Raw genomic sequence first — 26706 nt, 5'->3', positions numbered from 1 at the left:
GATCAGGGCTCCTCTGTTGCATTGATCTGGGCGGGCAACAGCAATTCCTTGAGTTGGGCTATCAACAGCTCCATCTCAGCCGGCAGCAGGGTGGCCATATTGAGCAGCACCTTCTGCTGGCGCACCGTGGCAATGACAGGCACCGGCAATTCCCGCAGGGCGTCGAGCAGTTGCTGGGCCGGGCGCGGATCTGTGCATTCCAACGCCAGCGCCGGGTAGAATTCGTCCGGCAGGGTGCCGCCGCCCACCACCAGTTGGACGGGCACCTCGGCAAAGCAGCCGGGCAGGGCGGCCATCAGCTGCTCGCTCCTGGCCTGCATGGCGGCGGGCTTGCTCAGGGTGCGCTGGGCGATGCCCTCGCCGATGGGGGATTTGTTGAGCTTGTGGATGAGCAGGCGTTCCAGCAGGGAGTAGACGATGCGGCTCGGGCGGAAGGTGCGCATCATGGGGTGTTTTTCCAGCCGCTTGATAAGATCGCTGCGGCCGCTGATGATGCCCGATTGCGGGCCGCCCAGCAGCTTGTCGCCTGAGTAGCAGACCAGATCCGCCCCCGCCTTGATGTACTGGCGCACCGAGGTTTCATCCGGTGCAAACTCTTCTGTGGTCAATCCCGAACCCTGATCCACCGCCAGCACCACCTGCTCTGGCAGGGCGCGGGCCAGCTCGCCGATGTCGGGGGATTCGGTAAAGCCGCGAATGGCGAAATTGGACCTGTGCACCATCAGCACCAGCGCGGTCTGATCCGTGATGGCATCCAGGTAATCGTTGGCGGTAGTGATATTGGTGGTGCCCACCTCCACCAGTTTGGCACCGGAGAGCGCCAGAATGTCGGGGATGCGAAAGCCGCCGCCAATCTGGATCTGTTCGCCCCGCGAGACGATCACCTCGCGCCCCTTGGCCACCTCCTGCAGCAGCAGGAAGAGGGAGGCGGCGTTGTTGTTGACCACCAGCGAATCCTCGGCCTGGGTGAGGCAGCCTAGCAGGGGAGCGATCAGCCCCTTGCGCCCGCCACGCTTGCCGGTGGCGAGATCCAGCTCCAGATTGTTGTAGCCGGTGTTGAGGTCACGCACCTCGTCCCACAGATCGCTACTTAACGGCGAGCGCCCCAGATTGGTGTGCACCAGGGTGCCGGTGGCGTTGATGACCCGGGTCTGGCGCTGGCGCAGCTGTTGCTGGCAGCGTTTGGCAATGAGTGCCTCAAGGTGCTCGGGGGCGACGCCGTGCTGGCGAAAATCTTCGCTCTGGCGCAGTTCACTCAGGGAATCGCGCACTGCCTGAGTCACCAGCGGGCGGCTCAGCGCATCGATAAACCTAGCGAGAAAAGGTTGCTGCAGCAGCTGTTCCACTTGTGGCAAGCGACGCTGGTTTGCTGGAGTCGCGGTATAAGAGGCGCTGGGGGCGAGGGAGGATACGTCAGACGGAGTTGGCATGGGATGACCCTGGCTGTGCGTGGGAGTGACATGCACGCCGCCTTGCCGGAGGAAGGCCGCTGCGACGCTGCTTATTTGCTGCTTTTCGCCATTCATGAATTAATAAAAAAGGCGAATGGATAAATTAATGTTCGAGCAGATAAATAAGGGTGTCGGAGCGCATTCAGATTATATTGGCAATGCGACAGGCGCCTTGTTAGAACAATGTGTGAAACAGTCGTCAACCAGCCTGAAACATAATTGACGGTTTCTCTCCAATATATGAAATTTGGCGGAAGAGGCAGGAATCGAACCTGCCAAAGCCTTCTCGGCTCTCATCGGTTTTGAAGACCGAGGAGGCCACCAGACCCCATCAGCTTCCGCAATGGCCACCATTTTGTGGCAATTTTCTGTGACTGGCAACGCTTTTTTTGTCATGAAAAAGCGGGGGTTAGCGGTTTTTTGAAAAATCAAAAGAACCTTGTTTTATATCAAATTCAGCACGATTAGCCCGATGTTTTTAATTTAACATCGGGCCTCGATCACATTGCCAAAAGCGTCAGTCAATAACGCTCGTTAACAACTCGGTAAATAGTTATCGCTCGGCGTTGGCGATATTCCATTGGTCCAGTCGTTCTATTAACAAGCTGGTATCCTTGGCGGCATCAAGGTGCTGATAAAGATAATCCATCGCCTCGCTCACCATCTCGGTCATCGGGAAGGAGAAGGCCACAATGGCCGGTTGCACCCCGACAAAGATCACCTCGGGAACAAAGGTCTTGAGCTCGTCGATCAGGAAATTGAGCGGCATATTGTGGGTCGAGAAGATAAACATCTCGGCTATGGTTTCGGGGGGGATCACCTGCAGGGTGCCCGCCTTCTCGCCGATCTCGGCGGCATCCACCAGCACCACCCGCTCCGGTTGCAGCTCCCGCACCTTGTGGACCACATTTTCCGGCGCTATGCCGCCGTCGATATGGATCCAGCCGGGCAGGGGCGCGGCTTGCAGCTTGTCCGCCAGATAGGGGCCGGCACCGTCGTCCCCCATCATGGCATTGCCCACGGTCAACACGAGATTGCAGCCCATCAGCGGCTCCTTACCATCAGGTACATATGGGGGTCGTTATAGAGGGCGGTGAGCTGATCCATAAAGGTGTCGGTCCAGCCCAGCTGCTGCTCATCGAGCAGATTGTCGGCTTTGCGCAGCCGGTCGAAGGCACAGGCCAGCATGTGGCAGTGCTCGCGATAGACGGTGATCTCGCCAAAGGTGAGAAAACCCTCCATCTTGCGGCGTGCCTCGCTGCCGGCCGGCAGTTTGGCCACCCAGTCGCGATAACCCGCCAGTGGGCAGACCAGATCGGCGCTCAGACAGTCGACGATGCCGAGGTGGTGGCCGATGGCGAGGCTGTAGTACATCACCTCCTTGGCCTCCTCGGGCACGTCGAACTGCTCGTCCACGAACTTGCGCGAGAGACGGTAGAAGAAAACCTGATCAGCCATGCACCGCCTCTCCCTTGCCAACGGTCCGGTTGAGGCAGGCGTTGGCCAGGTTGTTGACGATCTCCGCCAGGCGCGGATCGTCATGTTGAGCGAGGTAGCTCCGGATGCGCAGATCCACATCCTGCTGGGTCGCCCCTTCGAGCAGGGCCATGAACTCGTCGGCTATGATCCGCCCCTGACGGTAACCGGCCATGCGGCGCGCCTCGCGCTCTATCATCACCCGGATTTCGTTGGGGATGCCGGTGTGGCGCAGCTCGACCCGCTCACCCGGTTGCACCTGGTGGCTGGTGGCTTTGAGTTTCTGCTCCAGCAGACCGAGCGCCACGGCAAAGCCGTAGATGGTGGCGGCAGGCGTGGGCGGGCAGCCCGGAATATAGACATCCACCGGCACTATCTTGTCGGTGCCGCCCCAGACGCAGTAGAGGTCGTGGAAGATGCCGCCGTCACAGCCGCAGGCGCCGTAGGCGATGCAGATCTTGGGGTCGGGCGCCGCCTCGTAGGCGCGCAGGGCCGGTACCCGCATCGCCCGGGTCACCGCGCCGGTAAAGAGCAGGATGTCGGCGTGACGGGGAGAGGCGACCACCTTGATGCCGAAACGCTCGGCATCGAACAGCGGTGTGATGGTGGCGAAGATCTCGATCTCGCAGGCGTTGCAACCGCCGCAATCGACCCGGTAGACATAGGCCGAGCGGCGAATGTCTTTGAGCAGGGTCTTCTTGAGCCTGGTGATCTCGGGATCCTGTGCCAACGGCACGGCGCGGGTATGGGCATGGCCGACAACCGGTTCTATGCCTTTGATCTTGCTCATCACATCCACTCCTGTTGTGTGGTCATCGGTGTGGCAATCGGTGTGGTCAGGGCCGAGTCAGGCTGGCTCAGCATGCTCTGTTTTCGTTTGCAGTCGGGGCAGTGGTGCAGTCGCTCGGGATGCGCCAGCGGGGTGGCCGCTTGTACCAGGGTGTCCTCCACCAGCGCCACCAGCTTGCTCGGGGCAAAGTAGGTGCCGCACAGGGTGCAGGGGGCCAGCGCGAAGCGGGCCTCCTCATAGAGATCCGCCTTGTTGGTCACCGCCAGCTCGAACTCGGGGGAGAGGGCGATGGCATGGGTCGGGCAGACCTCCTCGCAGCGGCCGCAGAAAATACAGCGCGCCATGGAGATCTCCCAGCGCCGCTCGCCGGTCTCCATGTCGACTTCCATCACCAGCGCATTGGCCGGGCAGGCCTTGGTGCAGGCGGCGCAAGCGATGCACTGATCGGCCTGATATTTGGGTTTGCCGCGAAAATCCCGGTTCACCTCGTAGGGGGCGAAGGGGTACTTGGCGGTCGGCGTGCCCGCCTGGAGTATGGTCTTGAACAGCTTGATCATGATGACCCCTTACTTGAGCGGAGAGTTTTTGCGGTCGATGCCGTAACGCTCGATCTCCTTGTAGGAGACCACGGTGGACTTGCCCTTCCTGGGGTCGACCAGGGTGACCCGGTCGGTGCAGGAGTAGCAGGGATCCAGGCTGCCGATGATGAGCGGCGCATCAGCCACTGTATTGCCACGCAGCATGTAGCGCAGGGCAGGCCAGTTGGCGTAGGTGGCGGCGCGGCAGCGCCAGCGGAACAGCTTCTGGTTGTCCCCTGTCATGCTCCAGTGCACGTTCTCGCCGCGGGGCGCTTCGGTAAAGCCCAGCGCAAACTTGCCCGGCTGATAGGTGAAGCCTTCGGTCAAAAGCGGCCCTTCCGGCAGGTGCTCAAGGCCAAACTCAATCATGTCGAGGGAGTCGTAAAGCTCGTGGATGCGCACCAGTACCCGGGATTGCACATCGCAACCCGCCTTGGTCTGGATCTCCATCGGCAGCTCGCGGTAGCCGGCAAAGTCGTGGACCCGGCGCACGTCACGCTTGAAGCCGCTCGCCCGCACCATGGGGCCGACGCAGCTGAAATCGCGGGCAATCTGTGGGTCGAGCTTGCCGATACCGATCAGGCGAGAAGAGATGTTGGCGGTATCTAGCAGCATGGCCACCAGGGGTTTGAGCTCGTCACGGAGCTCGCGCACCAGCTGGGCACCCTTGATGCGATCTTCCTTGAAGATATCGCGGCGCACCCCGCCAATCAGGTTGAGGCCGTAGGTCTTGCGCGCGCCGGTCAGCAGTTCGGCCAGGGTCATGGATTTCTCCCGCACCCGGAAGAACTGCATGAAGCCGGTGTCGAAACCGGTGAAGTGGCTCGACAGGCCTATGTTGAGGATATGGCTGTGCAGGCGTTCCACCTCCAGCAGCACGGCGCGGATCATCTTGGCCCGCTCCGGCACCTGGATGCCCATGGCGTTCTCCACCGAGGTGGTGTAGGCGACGCTGTGGGTAAAGCCGCAGATGCCGCAGACCCGGTCGGTCAGAAACGCCACCTCGTTGTAGCCCATGCGGGTTTCCGCCAGTTTTTCCATGCCGCGATGGACATAAAACAGCCGGTAGTCGGCATCTATGATGTCTTCCCCATCGACGAACAGGCGAAAATGTCCCGGCTCGTCCGAGGTGATGTGCAGCGGGCCGACCGGCACTATGCGGTTGGCCTCATTGCCCAGCTCGTTGATGAAGGGGTAGGTCTCTGTGTCCGTGGTGGGCATGGGGCGCTGGCGATAATCCATGGCGTCCTTGCGAAGCGGGTGGATATCCTCAGGCCAGTCGTCCGGCAGCACCAGCCGGCGTTCGTCCGGCAGGCCGACCGCGCGTAGGCCGTACATGTCGCGGATCTCCCGCTCGCCCCACACAGCCGCTGGTATGGTCGGGGTGATGGAGGGGTACTCCTGCTCTATGGCGTTGACCAGCACCTTGACGGTGATCCAGCTCTTGGTGTCGCCCTCCATGGAGAAGACGTGGTAGACGGCGAAGTGACCGTTGAGGCTGCGCTCGTCATTGGCAAACGAAACCGAGAGCCAGCCTCCCTGCTTGTGGAAGATCAGGCTGGTGAGGGCCACCAGGCTGGTGGGCTTGACGGTCAGGGTGGCCTGATCGGCGGTCTGCCACTGCTCGTCGATGATGGCGTGGGGCAGTTGCTGTCGCAGTTGCTGGATATAGTCGCAGCCGATGCGATCCGAAATGGCGATGGTCATGCAGTTCTCACTTTATGTTCGGGAATGAGCAATCGGAAAAGGTGAAATCGAAAAAAATGGCTGTGATGGCGGGCATGGCTTATACCCCGACCAGATAGGCGAGCAGCGCCAGCAGGGCCAGCCCCAGGCCATAGCGGGTGAGCTTGTGGGTGCGCACGAACTGGGTGCGGGCCATGGCGTTTTCGATGATGCCCGCAAGAAGAAAGGCCACCAGCAGCTTGCACAGCAGGATCAGGGCTGCCACCGCCAGTGCGGGCAGGCTCCAGTTCGCCGCCTTGCCGAAGGGCAGGAAAATAACCAGAAAAAGCTGCACCACCACCAGTTGCTTGAGGCCCATGCTGAGCTTGAGCAGCGCCAGCCCCGCGCCCGAGTATTCGGTGAGCGGCCCCTCCTGCAACTCCTGTTCTGCTTCGGCGCAGTCAAAGGGCAGCTTGCCCATCTCCACAAAGACCGCGAAGGCGCAGGCGGCGCCGGCCAAGAGGGTGGCGATCGGCGCGGCCAGCGGCTGATTGGCCACATAGCTGCTGATGTTGCCCAGATCCGAACTGCCCACCATCATCGCCATGATGAAGCAGGCGAGCACCAGAATGGGCTCCACCAGAATGCCCAGCGTCAGCTCGCGGCGGGCACCTATCCCGGCAAACATGCTGCCGCTGTCCAGCCCCGCCAGGGAGAAGAAGAAGCGGAAGATGGCGAACAGATAGATGTCGGTGATGAGATCCCCGGCGATGGGGAAGGGGGATTCCTGGGTCAGGGTCGGCAGCGCCATGGCTACCAGCAAGAGGGCCGAGATCAGCAGCGCAGGCATCAGGTTGAAGATGATGCCGGCAGGCTCGGGGGTGACCTCCTGGCGGCGCAGGAGCTTCCCGATATCCCGGTAGTCCTGCAGCAGGCCCGGCCCCTGACGGGAGTGCATTTTTGCCCGCAGCACCCGGTTGAAACCTGTGGCCAGCGGCGCCAGCGCCAGCATGGCGATGGCCTGGGTCAGGGCGAGGGCAACCATGCCCCAGCTCGGCATTTCAAGAACAGGCATATCAGACTCCTACAGCCATCAGGATAAAGAGCGCCAGTACAACGCCATGGAGGATCCAGCCAGTGTTGCCGGGGGCGTCGCTCACCCCGTGCAGGGCGGTGGCCAGATCGAGCTGCGGCTGTTTGCGATAAAGCGGCGCGCAGAGCTGGCGCAAGGTGTGGGTGACACCGCCGGAGGTGAGGCTCATGCGCTCCTCATAGGCGTAACCACAGGCCCAGGGCGTACCGGCGTGACGACGACCCAGCTTGGGCCCCTTGAAGATGGCCACGACCAGCAGCGGGATGAGGAACAGCCCCAAGAGGGTGATGGCAATGACCGGCGGGGAGAGGATCGCCTGAGCGCTATCGAGCGGCAGCAGGGTGGCGCCGGTGGCGACGCTCATCTGGCTGGCCACAAGGGCCTGACCGTAACCCGCGATATGGGGGGCAATCCAGGGGGCGCCCAGACCCAACACCAGACAGACGGCGGCCAGCAGCAGGGTGCCTGCCACCATGGCATTGGGTACTTCGCGGGCCTGACTCGCTTTCTCGCTGCGCGGGGCACCGCAGAAGCAGATGCCATACACCTTGACGAAACACATCACCGCCATGGCGCCGGTCACCGCCAGCATCACCACCGCGAGCGGGGCCACCACAGAGGTGCCGAGCTTGGTCATGGAAAGCAAGGCCTGATAGATAAACCACTCGCTGACAAAGCCGTTGAGCGGCGGCAGCGCCGAGATGGCCATGGCGCCGATAAGGAACGCCAGCGCGGTCCAGGGCATCAGCTTGGCCAGGCCCCCCATCTTGTCCATGTCACGGGTGTGCAGGCGGAACATCACAGATCCTGTGCCCATAAACAGCAGGCTCTTGAAGATGGCGTGGTTGAGCAGGTGATAGAGCGCGCCGAGCAACCCCAGCACCACCAGCGCGGCTTGCTGGTTGGCGATGCCTATCATGCCAATGCCCATCCCCATCAATATGATGCCGATGTTCTCCACCGTGTGGTAGGCGAGCAGCCGCTTGAGATCGTGCTCGGCCAGCGCAAACAGCACCCCGAGTACAGCCGAGCAGGCACCGAAGATCAGCACCATGTAGCCCCACCAGAGCTGGCTGGCGCCGAGAAAATCGATGCTGACCCGCAAAATGCCAAACAGACCCAGTTTCACCATGACCCCGGACATCAGCGCCGAAATATGGGAGGGGGCGACGGGCTCGGCCACCGGCAACCAGCCGTGCAGGGGCACGAAACCGGCGCGCAGGCCAAAGCCGCAGAAGCTGAGCAGGAAGACCAGGGATGCCAATCCGCCCGCCAGATGGTGTTCACGCAGGGCGGCGAACTCCAGCGAGCCACTTTCGCGGCAGAGCAGCCAGAAGGCGATGAGCACCAGCGCCATGCCGATATGGTTCATCACCAGATAGAGACGGCTCTGCTTGGCGGCGTCCGGGTTGGTCTTGACCAGCCAGTAGGTAGTCAGGGTCACCAGCTCGTAGCAGAGCAAAAAGCCCAATGCGTTGTCGGCCAGCACCATGCCCACCATGGCAAAGAGGAAGAGGTTCATCAGCACGCCAATGGCCACATCCCCCTTGCCCTGGTACTCGCGGATATAGGCAAAGGAGTAGAGGGAGACGGCGACGCCCACGAGGGTGATCACCAGCAGCATGAGCGCGGCAAGCATGTCCAGATGTACCGAACCCAGCAGCCAGAGCTGGCCGTCGATGGGGGCACCTTGGGCCAGGGCCTTGATGGCGGCAACCACACCGACCAGCGAACCCAGCAGGGCAAAGCCGCTATTGAGGCGGTTGGCAAGCCAGGGCTGCTTTTGCAGCAGCAGACCGGCGGCCGCGCCCAATAGAAAGAGCACGAGCGTGCCCATAACAAGCGGGGACAACATCAGCGAACTCCCTCTGTGATTGAAGCGTCGAGTGAAGGGGGCGTGGTCGTGGAGGTCGAACATGCAGAGGCCGAGAATGCGGGCGCACCTTGCGGGTGAGCGTTGGCGGCTTGCAGGCGACGGTCGCGGGCGGCGCTGGCACAGGCACTGTCGTTGACCATGCTCAGTGACTGGGAGGGGCAGGCCTCAATGCAGGCGGGGCCTTCTGCGCGAAATTCACAGAGGTCGCACTTGACCGCTATGCTGCGCACGCCGGGCTCCCAGCTCAGCAGATCTTCGCCAAAGCAGCGCAGACCGGCGGAGGTGGAGGGGTTGCTGGAGCGGATGGAGCTGGGGATATAGGTGTCGTAGCTGTTGGCCATGGCCACCGGACGGCTGCCACCGCTCTGGATGGCGCCGAACGGGCAGGCCACGGCGCACAGGTTGCAGCCGATGCAGAGCGACTCGTTGAGCTGCACGCAATCGTCCGTCTGGGCAATCGCCTCGACCGGACACACCTTAATGCAGGGGGCGTCTTCACAGTGACGGCACTGAACCGGCATGGTCGCCTGCTCGTGTCGCATAACGGTTAATCGGGGGGCTTGCTGCAAACCTTGCGCCTTGTGAACCGTGCTGCAGGCCGCCATACAGGTGCCACAGCCGATACACAGCTTGGGGTCAGCGATAACGAAGCGGTTCATAGCCTACCTTGTCGTGTCGCGAACGGAGAGAATAGGGGCAGGATGGCAAAATGCGGGCCAGATTGACTATTAGCGTGAAATTGATTTCAAGTTGTTGTTTTTAAATGGCTTTAAATTTTGTGTCGAGCCGTGGCGAGGACGCGGCACAGTGTCGAAGTGTGACGTTCGTCACTTGTGACGAAGGGCGGGAGAGGCTTCGTCACCCCGGAAAAACAGTGCCGACAGGGAGGGATACGGGGTAGTGATGAAGGGCGGAAGGGTTATTCATCTGCGGTAGGGAATGGGGTGCAAAGAACGAAGTAAATTGCACCGTTTGCAGCCATATGGTCGTCGTGGTCAGCTCCCTTCTCCCCTCGTGGGAGAAGGGTTGGGGATGAGGGGGAGAAATGCCCCCGTGGTTAACGGTTAACGGTTAACGGCAAAAAAAGAGGGAGGCCAATGCCTCCCTCTCTCTTGCTGGCGTTCTTTATGCCATCAAAAACGCCATCAAATATCCACCTGCGAGCCCAGCTCTATCACCCGGTTGGGCGGGATTTCGAACTGATCCGGGGCGCGCAGGGCGTTGCGTTGCAGCAGCATAAACAGCTTGCCGCGCAGATAGAGGTACCAGGGGCGCTCCTTCATGATCAGCGACTCGTGGGCCATAAAGAAGGAGGTCTCCATCATGCGGCAGCTCAAGCCCTCCGCGTTGCAGCGGTGGAAGATCTCCTCCATGTTGGGGGTCTCGCGCCAGCCGTAGCTGGCCACCACCCGCCAGAAGGTGGGGGAGAGCTGCTCGATGCAGACCCGGCGCACGTTGTGGACGTAGGGCACATCCTCCACCCGCAGGGTGAGCAGGATTATCCGCTCGTGCAGCACCTTGTTGTGCTTGAGGTTGTGGAGCAGCGCATGGGGGATCACATTGACCACCCGCGACATATAGACGGCTGTGCCCGCCACCCGGGTCGGCGGGGATTTTTCCAGCGAGGCTATCATGGGCTCGAGCGAATTGCCGTGCTCGTTCAGGCGGCGAATAAGCTGGAAGCGCTCGCTCTTCCAGCTGGTCATCAGGGTGAACATGACGGCGCCCAGGGTGAGTGGCAGCCAGCCACCGGAGAAGATCTTGCCCAGGTTGGCGGCAAACAGCGGCACGTCGATGGCCAGCAGCAGGGCGAACAGGGCAGCCACCAGGTAGGTGGGCCAGCGCCAGCTGTTCTTGGCCACGGAGCAGAAGAGGATGGAGGTGAGCACCATGGTGCCGGTCACGGCGATACCGTAGGCTGCCGCCAGATTGCTGGAGTGCTCGAAGCTCATGATGACGATCACCACTGAGATGTAGAGCATCCAGTTGATGACGGGAATATAGATCTGGCCGGACTCCTGCTCGGAGGTGTGGACGATGCGGATGGGTGAGAGATAACCGAGCCGCACCGCCTGCCGGGTGAGGGAGAAGACCCCGGAGATCACCGCCTGGGAGGCGATCACGGTCGCCATGGTCGCCAGCACCAGCAGCGGCAGCAGCGCCCATTTGGGGGCGAGCAGGAAGAAGGGGTTGGCGATGGCCGCCGGGTTGCCCAGCAGCAAGGCCCCCTGGCCGAAGTAGTTGAGCACAAGCGACGGCAGCACCACCACAAACCAGGCGAGCCGGATCGGGTTCTTGCCAAAGTGGCCCATGTCGGCGTAGAGCGCCTCCACCCCTGTGATGGCCAGCACCACGGCGCCGAGGGCAAAGAAGGACGTGGTCTGGTACTCGGCGAAGAAGCGCAGCGCCCAGATGGGGTTGAGCGCCCCCAGCACCTCGGGATTCTGGATGATGCTGCGCAGCCCCAGCACGGCCAGGGTCAGAAACCAGGTGAGCATGATGGGGGCAAACAGCTTGCCCACCATGGCGGTGCCATGTTTTTGAATGGCAAACAGCAGGGTCAGCACCAGCACCGAGAGCGGCACTATATAGGGGTCGAGGGAGGGGGCCATCAGGCTCAAGCCTTCGATGGCCGACATCACAGACATCGCCGGGGTGATCACCACCTCGCCATAGAAGAAGCTGCCGCCAATCAGCCCCAGGATGATCAGCACAGGCGTCCAGCGGGGAGAGGCATTGCGGGTGGCCAGCGACATCAGGGTGAGAATGCCCCCTTCACCGGCGTTGTCGGCCCGCATCACGAAGGAGAGGTACTTGACCGAGACCACCAGGATCAGCAGCCAGAAGATGAGGGAGAGAAATCCCAGGATGGCGGCGGGTTCGGCCCCGATCCCGAATTGACCCGACAGGCACTCACGCAGGGTATAGAGGGGGCTGGTGCCGATATCACCATAGACCACGCCAATCGCCGCCAGCGTGACGCCGGACAGGGCTTGTTTGTTATCACAGCTCATGAGGTTATCTTGTTACACGTTTGCCAAAGCACAAGGGCCCGAACGATCAGGAAAAACCCTGATATTCAATCGGGATAGTATTAAGAAATTGCTATGGGAAAGGGAGTTAACTGGATATAAAGGGGCTCATTATGGGACACAGTCTGTTCATCTGCCGTTAAGCGTATGATGACACACACTCTGTGGGATCATGCTCTGGTATAAATAATCAAAAGGGGCTTTTGAACGAAATTATTAATTATCCATTGATTGAAATAACCCGTCGGGGCGCGTGCAAGCGTTTGTTTTCTCTGAGTATCCATTTTGGCCAGAGTTTTCAATCAGGCTGATTGAAAAATATACGATAAAATGCTGACTAATAAATTGATGCAGAGGTGGGTAAAGAGGACTGTGTTGGGTGGCGATAGAGTCTTTATTTATCAAGAGACAGGAAGTAGGGTGCAATGAACGAAGTGAGTTGCACCAAGTATTAAAAGAGGCAAAAGGTGCAATGTGCTACGCTTATTGCACCCTACGGCCCTATACCATTAAATTTTAAGTGATGTGCATGCATGAATAAGCTCTTTTCCCATAATCGTTGGGTTTATTTTTGTGAAGATCTCACCCCCACCCCAGCTGAAAGCGAATTTAACACACCCAAGACGAACTAGATTTGCAAGTGCCAATTTTACATCATGGCTTGGTTCTTTAAGGAGATCTACATCATCGTTATTATCATCATAGACAATAACACTGTTAGGCAAGTTTGCGGTTAATATACCGTTGTGTTGAGTATCTTCAAAAGGAACAGAGTATATTTTTTGCAAAATATTTGCTTCTAAGTAAGATATTTGAGCGAGTATTTCAATAAACGCACGCTCGATTTTTATACCTGTCATCTTATTTGTGCCATTAACTAAAAGACGAGCCCATAAATCTTGAAGTTCATTGTTTTCCTCCAGAGTTGCATATTCGAATAATGCAACAGCATTCTTTAATGGGATAGGATTGTCAGGTGCGGGCAGTCCACTTTCATGTAGAAATTGCTTAGCGCGCATCATTAGTCTGATTTGTCTTTCCCATCTAATATAACGTAATTTATCTTCAACAATCCCCTTGTATTGCTCCAGCGGCCCAGAAATGAATTTTGATAAAAAACTACCTACTTCTTGACTAGCTGTAATAGCTTGGGATGTCGTTTTTGCTACTTCTTGTGTTGCTTTGGCAACTTCTTTTATAGATTCACTGTCGGAACACATCTAATAAACCTCTCTAATATAGGAGTAAAACTGTTGATTTTTATGCGCCGAGCAATTTCTTGGCGACTTCAAACAACGCTTGCCTACCTTCTTGAGTTTTTAGAACTGATTTGATTAAACTAATTATTTTATTTCCTGCTGTCTTATACCACATCCCTTTTGGGAATATATCTAAGTCTGATTTTGTTTTGTTTATTGCATTGTCGAATTGTTTTTTATCATTGCTTGATATTTCATCGCGAGCTTCAAGTTCTTCGACTCTACGCTTTAAATCATCTAGTTTTTCTTTTAGTACGTTAGCTTCTTCTTCAGTAAAGTAAGAGTCTGGTTCGTCTATTGATTCGTCAACTTTTTCCTGAAAGCTTTGAGTGAAATCATCAATTATGGATGTGTCATTGAACCTGAGGTTTATAAGATCTTCTTTTATATATCCTAACCAGTGCGGTATTGTTGCTATTGCAGAGTCTAAGTCATCATACGCTTTTTGTTCAACATTTTTATATTGTCCAGGAGACATTTGACATATAGTCCTGGATGCTACATCTGCATTTTTGTTTATGTTGATAAAGTTTATAACTCCCGAGCTCTCATAAATTCTAAATGTATATTTTGGTTTTGCTGAAAATGTTACATGCACCAATGTATTTCCATTATCAGGAAATACAAGAGTGAAGTCTTCACGACAAAAGTTTTGATCGCCCAAAGAACTTATTATTCTTGATTTAACAGAGGTTTTTAAAATTGTCATATTGTCACCAATTTAAAGCCTGCACTTTCGATAATGAGTAGTAAAATTTTAATTTTTCCATATTAACTGAATACGATAAGAACTGAAGGGACATGGGTTGAAAACCTGCTCTGGCTCAACAAATCAGTCGATGTAAAACGATTTATCATTCAGGTTTGCTTGGTGCTTATGGGCTATCCCGATAGTAAAACCAAACAATGGCCGCCCCGGAATCTTCTCTGATCATGCTGTTTACACTCCCCGATAATCAGCTGGGGCAGGGGGCTGTCACCTGGTGTCGAGCTCGTCACTTTTGTCGTGTCGATCACAGTTCGGCGGGGCTGTCGTCATCGTCACCGGCCTGAAAGTCGTCGTCCATGTTTCTGATTACCCCTTTATTTTCAGTTGCTTGTGAACTTTATTTGGCCCGTCCCCGCTTTTGGTCTGATAAATGCTTTGTGGGTGAGCCGGCTGCGTCGTCGGTGTTTGAGTGTGCGCCCCCTGAGGCGATGACACTTGGGCACGCCGGGCGATGCCAGTGCGGCAGTAACGAAACATTTAGGATCCCTCTCTATGAACAGCTTCGTGATTGCAGATCCCAGTCTTTGTATTGGGTGCCGTACCTGTGAGGTGGCCTGCGCCGTGTCACACCAGTCAACGTCCTGCGCGGGTACCGTTGAGCGGGAGGGCGGCCTGCGTCTTGCCATCGAGGATGGACATCTGGTCTCCAAGGACAGCTATTTCCAGCCGCGCCTGAAGGTGATCGTCGGCAGCAAGGTGACTACGCCCGTGCTGTGCCGCCAGTGTGAAGACAAGCCGTGTGCTGTGGCCTGCCCCAACAATGCCATTGTCAGCGAGGATGGTTGCGTCAAGGTGCTGCAGGCGCGTTGCATCGGCTGCAAATCCTGCGTGGTGGCCTGTCCTTACGGTGCCATGGCGGTGGTGGTGAAAGAGGTGGCCCCCGAAGCCGATGCGCTGTTCAAGCGCCCGCAGACCAAGGCGCAAGCCTTGAAGTGCGATCTCTGCCGTCACCGTGAGGCGGGCCCGGCCTGTGTCGAGGTGTGCCCGACCCAGGCGCTGCGCTTGGTGACGCCGGAGTCGCTCGGCGAGCTGAACCGCCAGAAGCAGCTGGCCAGTGCCGAGGCGATGGCGTCCTGCCAGCGCCAGCCGGTCTCCGCACAGGGGTGAGGCATACGGGAGTGGGGCATCAAGATGGCGTGCACAGCCCCTTGCTGGGCGCTGCTTTGCCCTTTATCCCTGGCAAGCCATTTTCGTTAAAGGCCTTTTATCGTTAACAGCCTTTTACCGTTAACAAACAAGAGTGTGAGTCATGAAAAAAGTCATTACCGTCTGCCCCTATTGCGGCACCGGTTGCAAGATCAACCTGCTGGTTGAAAACGACAAGGTGGTGGGGGCCGAAGGCGCCAACGGCCGGACCAACGAGGGGCAGCTCTGCCTCAAGGGCTATTACGGTTGGGATTTCTTGAACGACACCAACCTGCTGACCCCCCGTCTCAAGAGCCCTATGATCCGCCGCGAGCGCGGTGGCAAGCTCGAATCCGTCTCCTGGGACGAAGCCATCGACTTTGCCAGCAGCCGTCTGGCTGCCATCAAGGCGAAATATGGCCCGGACGCCATCATGACCACAGGCTCGGCCCGTGGCCCCGGCAACGAAGCCAACTATGTGATGCAAAAATTTGCCCGCGCCGTGCTTGGGACGAACAACGTCGACCACTGCGCGAGGGTGTGACACGCACCCTCAGTCTCCGGTCTGGAGACAACTGTAGGCAACGGCGCCATGAGCAACGCCATTCCCGAAATTCAAGAGACCAAGTGCCTGCTGGTGTTTGGTTACAACGCTGCTGACTCTCACCCCATAGTCGCCCGCCATATCCTCAAGGCGAAGGCGAACGGGGCCAAGGTGATTGTGTGTGATCCCCGCATGGTGGAGACCGCCCGCATCGCCGATCAGTGGCTGCCGCTCAAAAACGGCTCCAACATGGCGCTGGTCAATGCCTTCGGCAACGTGCTGATCGCCGAGAACCTCTATGACAAGGCGTTCGTCGCCAACTACACCGAGGGGTTTGAGGCCTACAAGGCGCTGGTGGCCAAGTACACCCCGGAATACGTGGAGGGGATCACCGGCCTCAAGGCCGCCGATATCCGCGCCGCCATCCGCACCTATGCGGCCTCGCCTGCTTCCATGATCCTGTGGGGCATGGGGGTGACCCAGTACGGTCAGGCGGTGGATGTGGTCAAGGGGCTGGCCGGAATTGCGCTGCTGACCGGCAACTTCGGTCGCCGTGGCACCGGTTGCGGTCCGGTGCGCGGCCAGAACAACGTGCAGGGCACCTGCGACATGGGGATGCTGCCGCATCAGTTCCCGGGCTATCAGTCGGTGAGCGATCCCGCCATCAGCGCCAAGTTTGCCAAGGCGTGGGGCGTAGAGTCCCTGTCCCAGAAACCGGGTTATCGCTTGACCGAGCTCAGCCACAAGGTGGAGGAGGGCAAGTGCAAGGCCTTCTACATCTTCGGGGAAGATCCGGCGCAGACCGAGGCCGACCTGGCCCAGTTCAGGCGTACCCTGGGCGGCATGGATCTGGTGATAGTGCAGGATATCTTCATGACCCAGACCGCCGAGATGGCGGATGTGATCCTGCCCGCCACCAGTTGGGGCGAGCACGAGGGGGTTTACAGCTCGGCGGATCGCGGCTTCCAGCGCTTCTACAAGGCGGTGACGCCGCCGGACAATGTGAAGCCGGACTGGGCCATCTTCTCCCTGATGGCCACCGCCATGGGGTATCCCATGGAGTATCGCGACACCCAACAGATCTGGGACGAGATGCGCGCCCTTTGCCCGCTCTATACCGGGGTCAGCTACGACAAGATGGCCGATCTCAAGAGCGTGCAGTGGCCTTGCCCGACCGAGGATCACCCGGGCACCAGCACATTGTTCGAGGGGAATGTGTTCACCACCCCGAGCGGCAAGGGTCAGCTGATTGCCTCCGAGTGGCGGGCACCGCTGGAGCAGCCTTGTGCCGAGTACCCGCTGGTGCTCTCCACGGTACGGGAGGTGGGTCACTACTCCTGCCGCTCGATGACAGGCAACTGCTCGGCGCTGCAGACCCTGGCCGATGAGCCCGGCTATGTGCAGATCCATCCGAGCGATGCGCAAAAGCTTGGCGTGAAGGATCAGGCGCTGGTCTGGATCTCGTCGCGGCGCGGCAAGGTGATCACCCGGGCCAACTACAACGAACGGGTCAACGCCGGTGTGGTCTACATGACCTACCAGTGGTGGATCGGGGCGTGCAACGAGCTCACCATAGAGCACCTTGATCCCGTCTCCTACACCCCGGAGTACAAGTACTGCGCAGTGAAGATTGAGCGCATTGAGGATCAGCCCGAGGCGGAAGTGTACGTCCAGACTGAATACAGTGCTCTCAAGGCGAAATTGCGCAGCGCCGCCAAAGGGTAATCGTCGTTAAATAAAGTGGATCCAGGCTCTGTTCACAGGGCCCGGATCCTCTCATCCTTTTTTCAGCTGGCAGGTGTCCTTCATGAAAAATGAATTAACTCTCTCATTCGGGATCTTTTATGTTTCCGCTTATTTTCTGGTGATGTTATTGGGGCTGGTCTGCTTCTGGTGGCACGACGAGTTGATATTTCTGCTGGGGTTCGGTTTCTTCGGCTGTTTTATCGCCGCGCGCATCGCCATGGGCGCCGTGCTGGCGGCGCTGAGCGTGCAGGCGGCCTGGCTCATCGCCTTTCTCTCCACCACCCTGGTCAACGGCTTGCTGACGGGCTTGCTGGCGCTGGTGATCCTGCTCACCCATCAGGCGGTGTCTGCAGAAATAGCCGACAATATCAGTGGGTTATTGATTGCATTTCAGCTGCTGTCGGCCGGTTTCATCCTGGGTGGCCTCAAGCTCTACAACTACCAGCTCATCTCCTCCTGACGGGGTGCAGCCATGGGCAAGCGGCGGCTATCCAGTCAACCCATCAAACGACGCCATGCAGCGACGCGAGCCGACAGGAATTGGCGGAGCACGGCAATATATGTGAGCCAATGTGAGCATATTTGGTAGTGATGGCGGGATATTGGCGCTGGCCTGTCTGGTTGTAATGGGGGTAGGGCTACCTTATTATGCGTCAGGCAGTGAGAAGCTATTTCAAGGCATGTTAGTTTTTATAATTAAGCGTTAAGTTTTTAAAAATTAATTATAACATCTGACGGATCTGGCTGACCTGTTGTTTACCGTCGTTGCTGACCGCAATGTGCCTGCAATCTTTTGCCCATATAGATGTAACGTGAGGCCAGAATGCTGAATGTGAGTGCCATTCCGTTAACCGACATCTCACCCATCTGGGATGACGGCTTTCTCTCTCTCTCCAAGAACCTGCTCTCCGCCGTCACCCTGGATGATTTCATCAAGAAGCTGAACCGGATCGACGCCTGCTTCGCCGGGGTGACCCGGGTCAACCTGATCCTCAATCTGGGGACGGGGGAGGAGGCCCTCTTCTACTTCATGGGGGAGAAGGGCCCCAAGCACCTGGTCTGTGCCAAGGCTGATCTCCATTTTTCCAGGGAGCAGGCCATAGTGCTGCCCGTGGCCCGCTTTCACAACCGCTGCGAGTTACTGGCGGCGGCCGGGGTGTATGAGGGGTTGCACTCTTACTGCCAACTGCCCATCACCACGGCCCGCAGCCACCTGGGCGGGGTGGAGTTCATCAGCCCGGCGGCCAATGCCTTCCCGATGGAGACCCTGGCCAAGCTGACCCAGCTGGCGGCCATCGTCGCCATCGCGCTCGAGAACGTGCTCGACAAGGAGCGCACCCTGGAGCAGGCCAACTCCCTGCGTCTGGAGCGCGACAGCTGCAAGATCCTGGTGGATGTCACCAATGCGGTGATCAAACTGGTGCGCATCGCCGAGCTGCCGAGGAGCCTCTTCTCCATACTGCAGCACCACTTCTCCATCAGCAGCCTCTGCCTGGCGGAGTACAACGCCACCTCCGACAGCTTCAAGAGCTATCTGGTCAATCAGCAGCAGAGCGATCAGCCCGGCATCATCAACCACTCCTGTTTCGAGAAGAACTGTCTGCAGGGGGCGCTCGGCCACAGCGAGCCCTTCTTCATCTATCGGGAGCAGGGCCACGGCTGCGATTCGAGCTGCCGCTTCAGCTCCCAGATACTGCCGGCCGATGCGGACAGCTCCTGCATACTGCCGCTGCGCTATCGGGGCAATCTGCTGGGGGTCTTGATCCTCTCCCACCCGGATGCCGATTTCTTTGCCGACATCGATATCTCATTGCTGGAGCAGGTGGCGGCCCGTACCGCCATTGCCATGAACAACGTGCAGGCGCAGCAGGAGATCTCCAACACCACGGGGGCCCGCGAGAAGACGATCCGGGTGGCGGAGCTCGAGCCCAACGCCGATTTCTCCAGCATCATCTATCAAAGCGCCGTCATGGAGAGCGTGCTGGAGAAGGTGAAGCTGGTGGCCCAGAGCGACTGCTCAGTGCTGATCCTGGGGGAAACCGGCACCGGCAAGGAGCTGATCGCCCAGGCCATCCATCGGCTGAGCGATCGCCGCGAACAGGAGATGGTGAAGGTAAACTGCGCCGCCATTCCCACCGGCCTCATCGAGAGCGATCTGTTCGGCCACGAGAAGGGGGCCTTCACCGGCGCCCTGGCCCAGCGCATCGGTCGCTTCGAGCGGGCGCACAAGGGCACATTGTTTCTGGACGAGGTGGGGGACATGCCGCTGGACTTGCAGCCCAAGCTGTTGCGGGTATTGCAGGAACACGAGCTGGAGCGGGTCGGCAACAGCAACCCCATCGCCATCGACGTGCGGCTGGTGGCGGCCACCAACTGCGATCTGCTCTCCATGGTCAAGAACAAGCGCTTCAGAAGCGATCTCTACTACCGGCTCAACGTCTTTCCCATCGAGTTGCCACCCCTGCGTGAGCGGCGCGAAGACATACCGCTCTTGGTCAACTTCTTCATCAAGAAGATCGCCAAGCGGATGCGGCGCAACATCACCTCGATCCCGGCCGATGCCATGAAGATGCTGGTGTCGCTCCCCTGGTACGGCAACATCCGCGAGCTGGAAAACATCATAGAGCGCGCCGTGGTGATGACCCGGGGCCATGTGCTCAACCTCTCGCCGGACGAGCTGATGCCGCTCAAGGGCTATCACAAGATAGAGACCCTGGTCTATGACGAGCCCGAGCAGGCCTTGTTCAAGGGCGCCAGCAGCCAGAGCGAGGGGGTGGAGGACGAGCGCCAGACCATCATAGACACCTTGCGCGAATGCAACGGCATAGTCGCGGGGGAGCGGGGCGCCGCCAACCGGCTCGGCATGAAGCGCACCACCCTGCTGTCAAAGATGAAGCGGCTCGGTATCTCGGCGAAAGCCCCCCAGACCCTCAACTAAGGGCTCCAAGATGTTGCTCGAACTCGATAGCGATACGCCGCAGGTGCTTAGCGCCCACCGGGAGGTGGTCCATTACCAGCGCGACGGCGTCACCACGGACAGCGCCATGCAGCTGCCCTGCGAAACTCCGGTGGCGCTGGTCTACAACGGCCTGGCCCACAGCGTCATGATGTGTTCAGCCGCCGATCTGGAGGACTTTGCCATCGGCTTTTCACTCTCCGAGGGGATCATCGACAGCCTCCACGATATTCACGACATCGATCAGGTCGATGGCTGCCAGGGGATTGAGCTGCATATCACCCTGGCCAATCGCTGCGTCCATCGCCTGAAAGAGAAGCGGCGTACCCTGGCGGGGCGCACTGGGTGCGGCATCTGTGGCAGCGAGAGCCTGGAGCAGGTGGTGCGCACTTTGCCGCGGCTGCCGGACAGCCAGCGCTTCGAGGTGACCCTGATCGACAAGGTGCTGGCGGCGCTGCGGCCCCTGCAGTTGCTGGGGCAGAGCACGGGGGCCACCCATGCCGCCGTCCATGTGGATGGTGCGGGCAATATCCTGGCCATTCGCGAGGACGTGGGGCGTCACATAGCGCTCGACAAGCTGGTGGGGCACCTGCAGCGCACCGGCCGGCGCGACGGCGCCATCCTGGTGACCAGCCGCGCCAGCTTCGAGATGGTGCAAAAGTGCGCCAGCGCCGGGGTGGAGATACTGCTTGCCATCTCGGCCGCCACCGAGCTCGCGGTCGAGCGGGCCGAGCAGACCGGGCTCACCCTGGTGGGCTTTTGCCGCCCGGGCCGCGCCGAGATCTACAGCGGTCGTCAGCGCATCCTGCTGGGCTAGTGTGGTCTTGCTCGCCGCCTCATCCGGTCGGCGACGTCATAGCGCCGGCAGGTACAAGGCCATTGGCGGACGGGGGGCGGCTCGGGTATAGTCCTGCGCCAACAAGATAGGTTCGGTCGGGCGAAGCGCAACCCGCACCCGCAAGGGTTGCTTGAGGTCGCCGCCCGCCGACACAGCGTCAAAGGATACTTAGCCCATGAAATTCAGCCCCTTGCTGGATGAGATGATGAAGGCCCTGCAGGTGCTGCCGGGGGTCGGTCCCAAGTCGGCCCAGCGCATGGCGTTCACCCTGCTCGAGCGCGAGCGCAGCGGCGGCTTGCGACTGGCCCAGCTGCTCAACCGGGCGCTGACCGAGATAGGCCACTGCAGCCATTGCCGCACCTTCACCGAGAACGATCGCTGCGAGATCTGCGCCAATCCCAAGCGCGAAGAGAGCGGCCTGCTGTGCGTGGTGGAGAGCCCGGCGGACGTGGCCGCCATCGAGCACACGGGCCAGTTCTCCGGCCGTTACTTCGTGCTGATGGGGCACCTGTCCCCCCTCGATGGCATAGGCCCGGAAGAGCTGGGGCTGGAGATCCTGGAGCGGCGCCTGAAGGCCGAGTCCATCAGCGAGCTGATCCTGGCCACCAACCCCACTATCGAAGGGGATGCCACCGCCTGGTATATCGCCGACATGGCCCGCGCCGCCGGCGTCAAGGTGAGCCGGATTGCCCACGGCGTGCCGGTGGGTGGCGAGCTGGAGCTGGTGGATGGCACCACGCTTTCTCACTCGCTGATGGGGCGTCAGCCCCTTAATTGAGCCCGCGTCAGCCCCTTAATTGAGGCCGTATCAGCCACTGAGCTGAGCCTGCGCCAGGCTTATTGTTTCCCAAACCCGCCTCGGCGGGTTTTTGTTTGAGCAATGGGCGGTGCCTGGCAGTGCGCTGGCGCAAAAATCGCCATTCGCACCGTCAGCAGACTTGTCCCCCTTGAAATGGGGATCCCAGGCCCCATCTTGTATCAGGAATGTGTTCAACCCGAATCGCCTGAGGATAGTGTCGATGACCCAAAGCGTTCATGCCGAAACCCACGGGTTTCAGACTGAAGTCAAACAACTGCTGAGCCTGATGGCCCACAGCCTCTACTCCAACAAAGAAGTGTTCCTGCGCGAGCTGATCTCCAACGCCTCAGATGCGGCGGACAAGCTGCGCTTCAAGGCGCTTTCCGATGCCTCTTTGTTCGAAAACGACGGCCAGTTGCGCGTTCGCCTGGTGGTTGATAAAGAGAATCGGACCCTGACCATCTCTGATAACGGCATAGGTATGAGCCGGGATCAGGTGATCGAGCATCTGGGCACTATCGCCAAGTCCGGTACCGCCGAGTTCTTCAAGAACTTGTCCGGTGATCAGGGCCGCGACTCCCAGCTGATCGGTCAGTTTGGTGTCGGTTTCTACTCCGCCTTCATCGTTGCCGACAAGGTGACTGTGGTTTCCCGCGCCGCCGGCACCGAGCCTGATCAAGGGGTGCAGTGGGAATCGGAAGGGGAAGGCTCCTTCACCGTGGCCGATGTGACCAAGGAAGGCCGTGGTACCGACGTCATCCTGCACCTGCGTGCCGAAGAGGAAGAGTTCCTCGACGACTGGCGTCTGCGCGCCGTGGTCGCCAAGTATTCCGACCACATCAGCGTGCCGGTGGAGATGTTCAAAGAGGGCACCCCAGACCGTGAAGAGGATGGCGAGACCGTCGTCGGTACCCCGGGCGAGTGGGAGCAGGTCAACCGCGCCACCGCACTCTGGACCCGCAATCCGAAAGAGATCAAGGACGAGGAGTACCAGGAGTTCTACAAGCACGTCGCCCACGACTTCGAAGATCCGCTCTTGTGGGGTCACAACCGGGTGGAAGGGGCGCAGGAGTACACCAGCCTGCTCTACGTACCGGCCCGTGCCCCCTTCGATCTCTACAACCGGGATCAGAAACACGGCCTCAAGCTCTACGTGCAGCGCGTCTTCATCATGGACGACGCCGAGCAGTTCATGCCGGCCTACCTGCGCTTTGTCAAAGGGGTGCTGGATTCCAACGATCTGCCGCTCAACGTCAGCCGTGAAATTCTGCAAGACAACAAGGTGACCGTCTCCCTGCGCAAGGCCTGCTCCAAGCGGGTGCTGACCATGCTGGCCAAGCTGGCCAAGGATGACAGCGAGAAGTACGCCAAGTTCTGGAGCGAGTTCGGCAACGTGCTCAAAGAGGGTCCGGCCGAGGATCACGCCAACCGCGAAGAGATCGCGAAGCTCTTGCGCTTTGCCAGCACGGCGGGCGAGGGCGAAGCCCAGACCGTCTCTCTCGAGGATTACGTTGGCCGCATGAAGGAAGGCCAGCAGAAGATTTATTACATCACCGCCGACAGCTTCGCCGCCGCCAAGAACAGCCCGCACCTCGAGATCTTCCGCAAGAAGGGCGTCGAAGTGCTGCTGATGTGGGAGCGCGTCGACGAGTGGCTGATGAGCCACCTCACCGAGTTCGACGGCAAGCAGCTGGTCTCTGTGACCCGTGGCGAGCTGGATCTGGGGGATCTGGAGGATGAAGCGTCCAAGCAGGCGCAGGAGGAGGCTGAAAAAGCCAACGCCGGTCTGGTTGAGCGGGTCAAGCAGAGCCTGGCCGACGCGGTGAAAGAGGTGCGTGTCACCCACCGTCTGACCGACTCACCCTCCTGCATCGTCACCGACGACCACGGCATGAGCACCCAGATGATCAAGCTGATGCGCGCCGCCGGCCAGCCGGTACCTGAGCAGAAGTACATTCTGGAGCTCAACCCGGATCACGCGCTGGTGAAGAAGCTCGACACCATCCAGGACGAGGCGCTGTTCGGCGAGTGGGTCACCCTGCTGCACGAACAGGCCCAGCTGGCAGAGCAGGGCGGGCTGAATGATCCGGCGAGCTTCGTCTCCCGTATCAACCGTTTGTTACTCCAGGCATGATGTTTGGGCCCACTGCATGCAGTGGGCCTTTTTTATGTGGCGCTTGCCCGACAAGGGGCAAGCGCCTCTCTTCGTTATTGGGGGGGCGCTGCATTTTCACTCATTTTTTCAGGGTAGCGTTGCGGCTTGAGTCGCCTCGCCGCTGCGGGAACATGGTGAAAAATAAGCCACTCACACGGGGCAAGCTTGTGAAAATGAGCGAAACCGTGTAGTTTTTTGCCTTCTCAAGAATTGAATAACCAATCAATAGGAGCGTGTATGCGCATTGTTCTGTTGGGGGCTCCGGGTGCCGGCAAGGGTACTCAGGCTCAGTTCATCATGGAAAAACACGGTATTCCGCAGATCTCCACCGGCGACATGCTGCGTGCGGCGATCAAGGCGGGCACCGAGCTGGGCCTCAAGGCCAAAGCCGTGATGGACGCAGGTCAGCTCGTCTCTGACGACATCATCATAGGCCTGGTCAAAGAGCGTATCGCCCAACCGGATTGCGCCAACGGCTTCCTGCTGGATGGCTTCCCGCGCACCATTCCCCAGGCGCAAGCCATGAAGGATGCCGGTGTCGTGGTCGACTTCGTGCTGGAATTCGACGTGCCGGACGAAGAGATCGTCAAGCGCATGAGCGGTCGTCGCGTCCACTCCGGCTCCGGCCGTACCTACCACGTGGTGTTCAACCCGCCGAAAGTGGAAGGCAAGGATGACGTGACCGGCGAGGATCTGGTGATCCGTGCTGACGACGAAGAGACCACAGTGCGCAAGCGTCTGGACGTGTACCATCAGCAGACTGCGCCGCTGATCGGTTTCTACGGTAAAGAGGCGGACGCGGGCAACACCCGTTACGTCAAGATCGACGGCACCCAGCCGGTGGATCTGGTCAGCAAGCAGCTGGCCGCCATTCTGGGCTAAGCCTGCCGTTGCCAACCGCAATCGGTCGATAACGAGTCTGAGACAAGGGTCCATCCAGGGCCCTTTCTTGCATCATAACAAGAACGACAAAAACAGCATGACAGGAAGCTAACGTGACCACCAAAACCGGGATCTTGCTCGTCAATCTGGGGACGCCAGCGGCGCCGACCACCTCCGCCGTCAAGGCCTTCCTCAGCCAGTTCCTACAGGATCCGCGGGTGGTCGAGATACCTCGCCTGTTGTGGTCCCCCCTGCTCAACTTCGTCATATTGCCGCTGCGTGCCCCCAGGGTGTCCAAGCTCTACCAGCAGATCTGGACCGAGCAGGGATCGCCGCTGATGGCCATCAGCCAGCGTCAGCGCGATGCCCTCGAGCAGGAGCTCAAGCGCGAAGGGGTGGATGTGCCCGTGGTGCTCGCCATGACCTATGGCAAGCCGTCACTGGCCGACGGTTGGCAGGCGCTCAAGGCGCAGGGGGTCAACCGGGTGATACTGTTGCCGCTCTATCCCCAATATGCCGCCAGCACCACGGCCGCGGTGTTTGACGGCTGGGCGCGGGTGATGAAAAACGAGCGCCACCTGCCGGTGATGCGGCTCATCCGCGACTATCACAATCACCCCGAATACATACAGGCGCTGGCCATGAGCGTGCGCCGCCAGTGGGAGCAGCAGGGCCAGGGTGAGCATCTGCTGATGTCGTTCCACGGCATCCCCCAACGCAGCGAGGACGAGGGTGATCCCTATGGTCATCAGTGCCGCCGCACCGCGACCCTGCTGGCCGAGGCCCTGGGTCTTGCGCCCGAACAGTGGAGCGCCAGTTTCCAGTCCCGCTTCGGCAAGCAGGAGTGGCTCAAGCCTTATACCGATGCCACCATCACGGCGCTGGCGGGGCAGGGGATCAAGCGACTCGATGTGATCTGCCCGGCGTTTTCCGCCGACTGCCTCGAGACTCTGGAGGAGATCCAGGTCGAGAACCGCCACCTCTTCACCGAGGCGGGTGGCGAGCAGTTCCACTACATCCCGGCGCTCAACAGCGATCAGGCCCATATCCGCATGATGGTGTCGCTGATCTGCCGCGAGCTGGCGTGACCGCCCCGGGTTTCAACGTTCAACGATAAGGATTGTCTTCATGATGCATATCACGCTGATCTACGCCGGCCTGCTGGGGCTCTTGTTCCTGCTGCTCTCCTTCTGGGTGGTCAAGCGCCGTGCCCAGTTCAAGGTGATGATAGGGGAAGGGGAGGCGCCCGAGATGCGCTCCGCGATCCGCGCCCACGGCAATTTCGCCGAGTACGTGCCGTTGACCCTGCTGCTGATGGCTCTGTGTGAACTGGCGGGGGTCGGTGCCCTCTGGCTGCACCTCGGCGGTGCGCTCCTGCTGGTGGGGCGAATCCTGCACGCCATCGGCATCCAGATCCCTATGGCGCCGAACAAGCCCAGGCTGTTTGGCACCCTGTTCTTCTGGCTCTCCCTCGGCCTCTTTTCGGTGCTGGCCCTGGTGCAGGGGCTCTCGTTCGGCTGATCTCCTCATCGTTGCTGACTGAAAAAACCACCTCCCGGCGAGGTGGTTTTTTTATGGGAGAGGGATAAACGTTTTCCTCTGCAGCCCTTGTCTATACTGACGCCATATTTTAATCAGGCGACTTTTCGGCGCGGCGGATTGTGTTAAAATC

Annotated in this window: 22 protein-coding genes and 1 tRNA gene; 10 read left to right on the top strand and 13 right to left on the bottom strand. The window is 59.4% G+C overall.

What is annotated here, in order from left to right; all coding sequences use genetic code 11:
* Positions 1-2 precede the first annotated feature (2 nt).
* From selA to CK910_RS18280, 13 genes are all read right to left on the bottom strand, one after another.
* Positions 3-1430: an L-seryl-tRNA(Sec) selenium transferase gene (gene selA, locus CK910_RS18335; protein WP_098984261.1), complete on the bottom strand. Its 1428-nt coding sequence runs from the start codon at positions 1428-1430 to the stop codon at positions 3-5.
* Positions 1431-1699: 269 nt separating this feature from the next.
* Positions 1700-1791 (bottom strand) — tRNA-Sec (locus tag CK910_RS23870).
* Positions 1792-2004: 213 nt separating this feature from the next.
* Entirely contained in the window at positions 2005-2496 is a 492-nt protein-coding gene (gene hycI, locus CK910_RS18330; protein WP_157774647.1) for a hydrogenase maturation peptidase HycI, read from the bottom strand.
* A complete protein-coding gene (locus CK910_RS18325) occupies positions 2496-2909 on the bottom strand; it encodes a formate hydrogenlyase maturation HycH family protein (RefSeq protein ID WP_098984260.1) in 414 nt (137 codons plus the stop codon). The genes hycI and CK910_RS18325 overlap by 1 nt, the downstream gene beginning before the upstream one ends.
* Entirely contained in the window at positions 2902-3717 is an 816-nt protein-coding gene (locus CK910_RS18320) for an NADH-quinone oxidoreductase subunit B family protein (protein ID WP_098984259.1), read from the bottom strand. Before CK910_RS18320 ends, CK910_RS18325 begins: the two co-directional genes overlap by 8 nt.
* Complete coding sequence (locus tag CK910_RS18315; RefSeq protein ID WP_098984258.1) at positions 3717-4274, bottom strand: formate hydrogenlyase complex iron-sulfur subunit; 558 nt, start codon at positions 4272-4274, stop codon at positions 3717-3719. The genes CK910_RS18320 and CK910_RS18315 overlap by 1 nt, the downstream gene beginning before the upstream one ends.
* 9 nt (positions 4275-4283) lie before the next feature.
* Positions 4284-6002, bottom strand: coding sequence for a hydrogenase large subunit (locus CK910_RS18310; protein WP_098984257.1), 1719 nt, complete (start codon positions 6000-6002; stop codon positions 4284-4286).
* 79 nt (positions 6003-6081) lie between these two features.
* On the bottom strand, positions 6082-7035 hold the full coding sequence (locus CK910_RS18305) for a respiratory chain complex I subunit 1 family protein (RefSeq protein WP_098984256.1): 954 nt from the start codon (positions 7033-7035) through the stop codon (positions 6082-6084).
* Between the two features lies 1 nt (position 7036).
* Positions 7037-8908: a hydrogenase 4 subunit B gene (hyfB, locus tag CK910_RS18300; protein ID WP_098984255.1), complete on the bottom strand. Its 1872-nt coding sequence runs from the start codon at positions 8906-8908 to the stop codon at positions 7037-7039.
* Entirely contained in the window at positions 8908-9588 is a 681-nt protein-coding gene (locus tag CK910_RS18295; protein ID WP_098984254.1) for a 4Fe-4S dicluster domain-containing protein, read from the bottom strand. Before CK910_RS18295 ends, hyfB begins: the two co-directional genes overlap by 1 nt.
* Positions 9589-10074: 486 nt before the next feature.
* Entirely contained in the window at positions 10075-11943 is a 1869-nt protein-coding gene (gene kup / locus CK910_RS18290; RefSeq protein ID WP_098984253.1) for a low affinity potassium transporter Kup, read from the bottom strand.
* A 527-nt stretch (positions 11944-12470) separates the two neighbouring features.
* A complete protein-coding gene (locus CK910_RS18285) occupies positions 12471-13181 on the bottom strand; it encodes an Abi-alpha family protein (RefSeq protein WP_098984252.1) in 711 nt (236 codons plus the stop codon).
* A gap of 40 nt (positions 13182-13221) precedes the next feature.
* On the bottom strand, positions 13222-13929 hold the full coding sequence (locus CK910_RS18280; protein ID WP_157774646.1) for a hypothetical protein: 708 nt from the start codon (positions 13927-13929) through the stop codon (positions 13222-13224).
* A 552-nt stretch (positions 13930-14481) separates the two neighbouring features.
* On the opposite strand from CK910_RS18280, the gene CK910_RS18275 reads away from it, so the two are divergent.
* The 10 genes from CK910_RS18275 to CK910_RS18225 all read left to right on the top strand — a co-directional run bounded on the left by CK910_RS18275 (position 14482) and on the right by CK910_RS18225 (position 26555).
* Positions 14482-15096: a 4Fe-4S dicluster domain-containing protein gene (locus tag CK910_RS18275; protein WP_098984250.1), complete on the top strand. Its 615-nt coding sequence runs from the start codon at positions 14482-14484 to the stop codon at positions 15094-15096.
* A 142-nt stretch (positions 15097-15238) separates the two neighbouring features.
* Positions 15239-17383, top strand: coding sequence for a formate dehydrogenase subunit alpha (gene fdhF, locus CK910_RS18270; protein ID WP_098984249.1), 2145 nt, complete (start codon positions 15239-15241; stop codon positions 17381-17383).
* An 82-nt stretch (positions 17384-17465) separates the two neighbouring features.
* A complete protein-coding gene (locus CK910_RS18265) occupies positions 17466-17864 on the top strand; it encodes a hypothetical protein (RefSeq protein ID WP_065403213.1) in 399 nt (132 codons plus the stop codon).
* Positions 17865-18227: 363 nt separating this feature from the next.
* Positions 18228-20342: a sigma 54-interacting transcriptional regulator gene (locus CK910_RS18260; RefSeq protein ID WP_098984248.1), complete on the top strand. Its 2115-nt coding sequence runs from the start codon at positions 18228-18230 to the stop codon at positions 20340-20342.
* 10 nt (positions 20343-20352) lie between these two features.
* Entirely contained in the window at positions 20353-21177 is an 825-nt protein-coding gene (gene fdhD, locus CK910_RS18255; protein WP_098984247.1) for a formate dehydrogenase accessory sulfurtransferase FdhD, read from the top strand.
* Between the two features lie 196 nt (positions 21178-21373).
* Positions 21374-21976, top strand: coding sequence for a recombination mediator RecR (recR, locus tag CK910_RS18250; protein WP_043138375.1), 603 nt, complete (start codon positions 21374-21376; stop codon positions 21974-21976).
* 241 nt (positions 21977-22217) lie between these two features.
* Complete coding sequence (gene htpG, locus CK910_RS18245) at positions 22218-24131, top strand: molecular chaperone HtpG (RefSeq protein ID WP_098984246.1); 1914 nt, start codon at positions 22218-22220, stop codon at positions 24129-24131.
* Between the two features lie 258 nt (positions 24132-24389).
* On the top strand, positions 24390-25034 hold the full coding sequence (gene adk / locus CK910_RS18235; RefSeq protein ID WP_043555429.1) for an adenylate kinase: 645 nt from the start codon (positions 24390-24392) through the stop codon (positions 25032-25034).
* A 113-nt stretch (positions 25035-25147) separates the two neighbouring features.
* Entirely contained in the window at positions 25148-26122 is a 975-nt protein-coding gene (gene hemH / locus CK910_RS18230) for a ferrochelatase (protein ID WP_043555430.1), read from the top strand.
* A gap of 40 nt (positions 26123-26162) precedes the next feature.
* On the top strand, positions 26163-26555 hold the full coding sequence (locus tag CK910_RS18225) for an MAPEG family protein (protein WP_098984245.1): 393 nt from the start codon (positions 26163-26165) through the stop codon (positions 26553-26555).
* Positions 26556-26706: the final 151 nt, after the last annotated feature.

Source organism: Aeromonas sp. CA23 (genome assembly GCF_002587065.1).
GTDB lineage: Bacteria > Pseudomonadota > Gammaproteobacteria > Enterobacterales > Aeromonadaceae > Aeromonas > Aeromonas bestiarum.
Note: the sequence above shows the minus strand (reverse complement) of the source record. Positions and strands in the feature narration are given on the sequence as shown.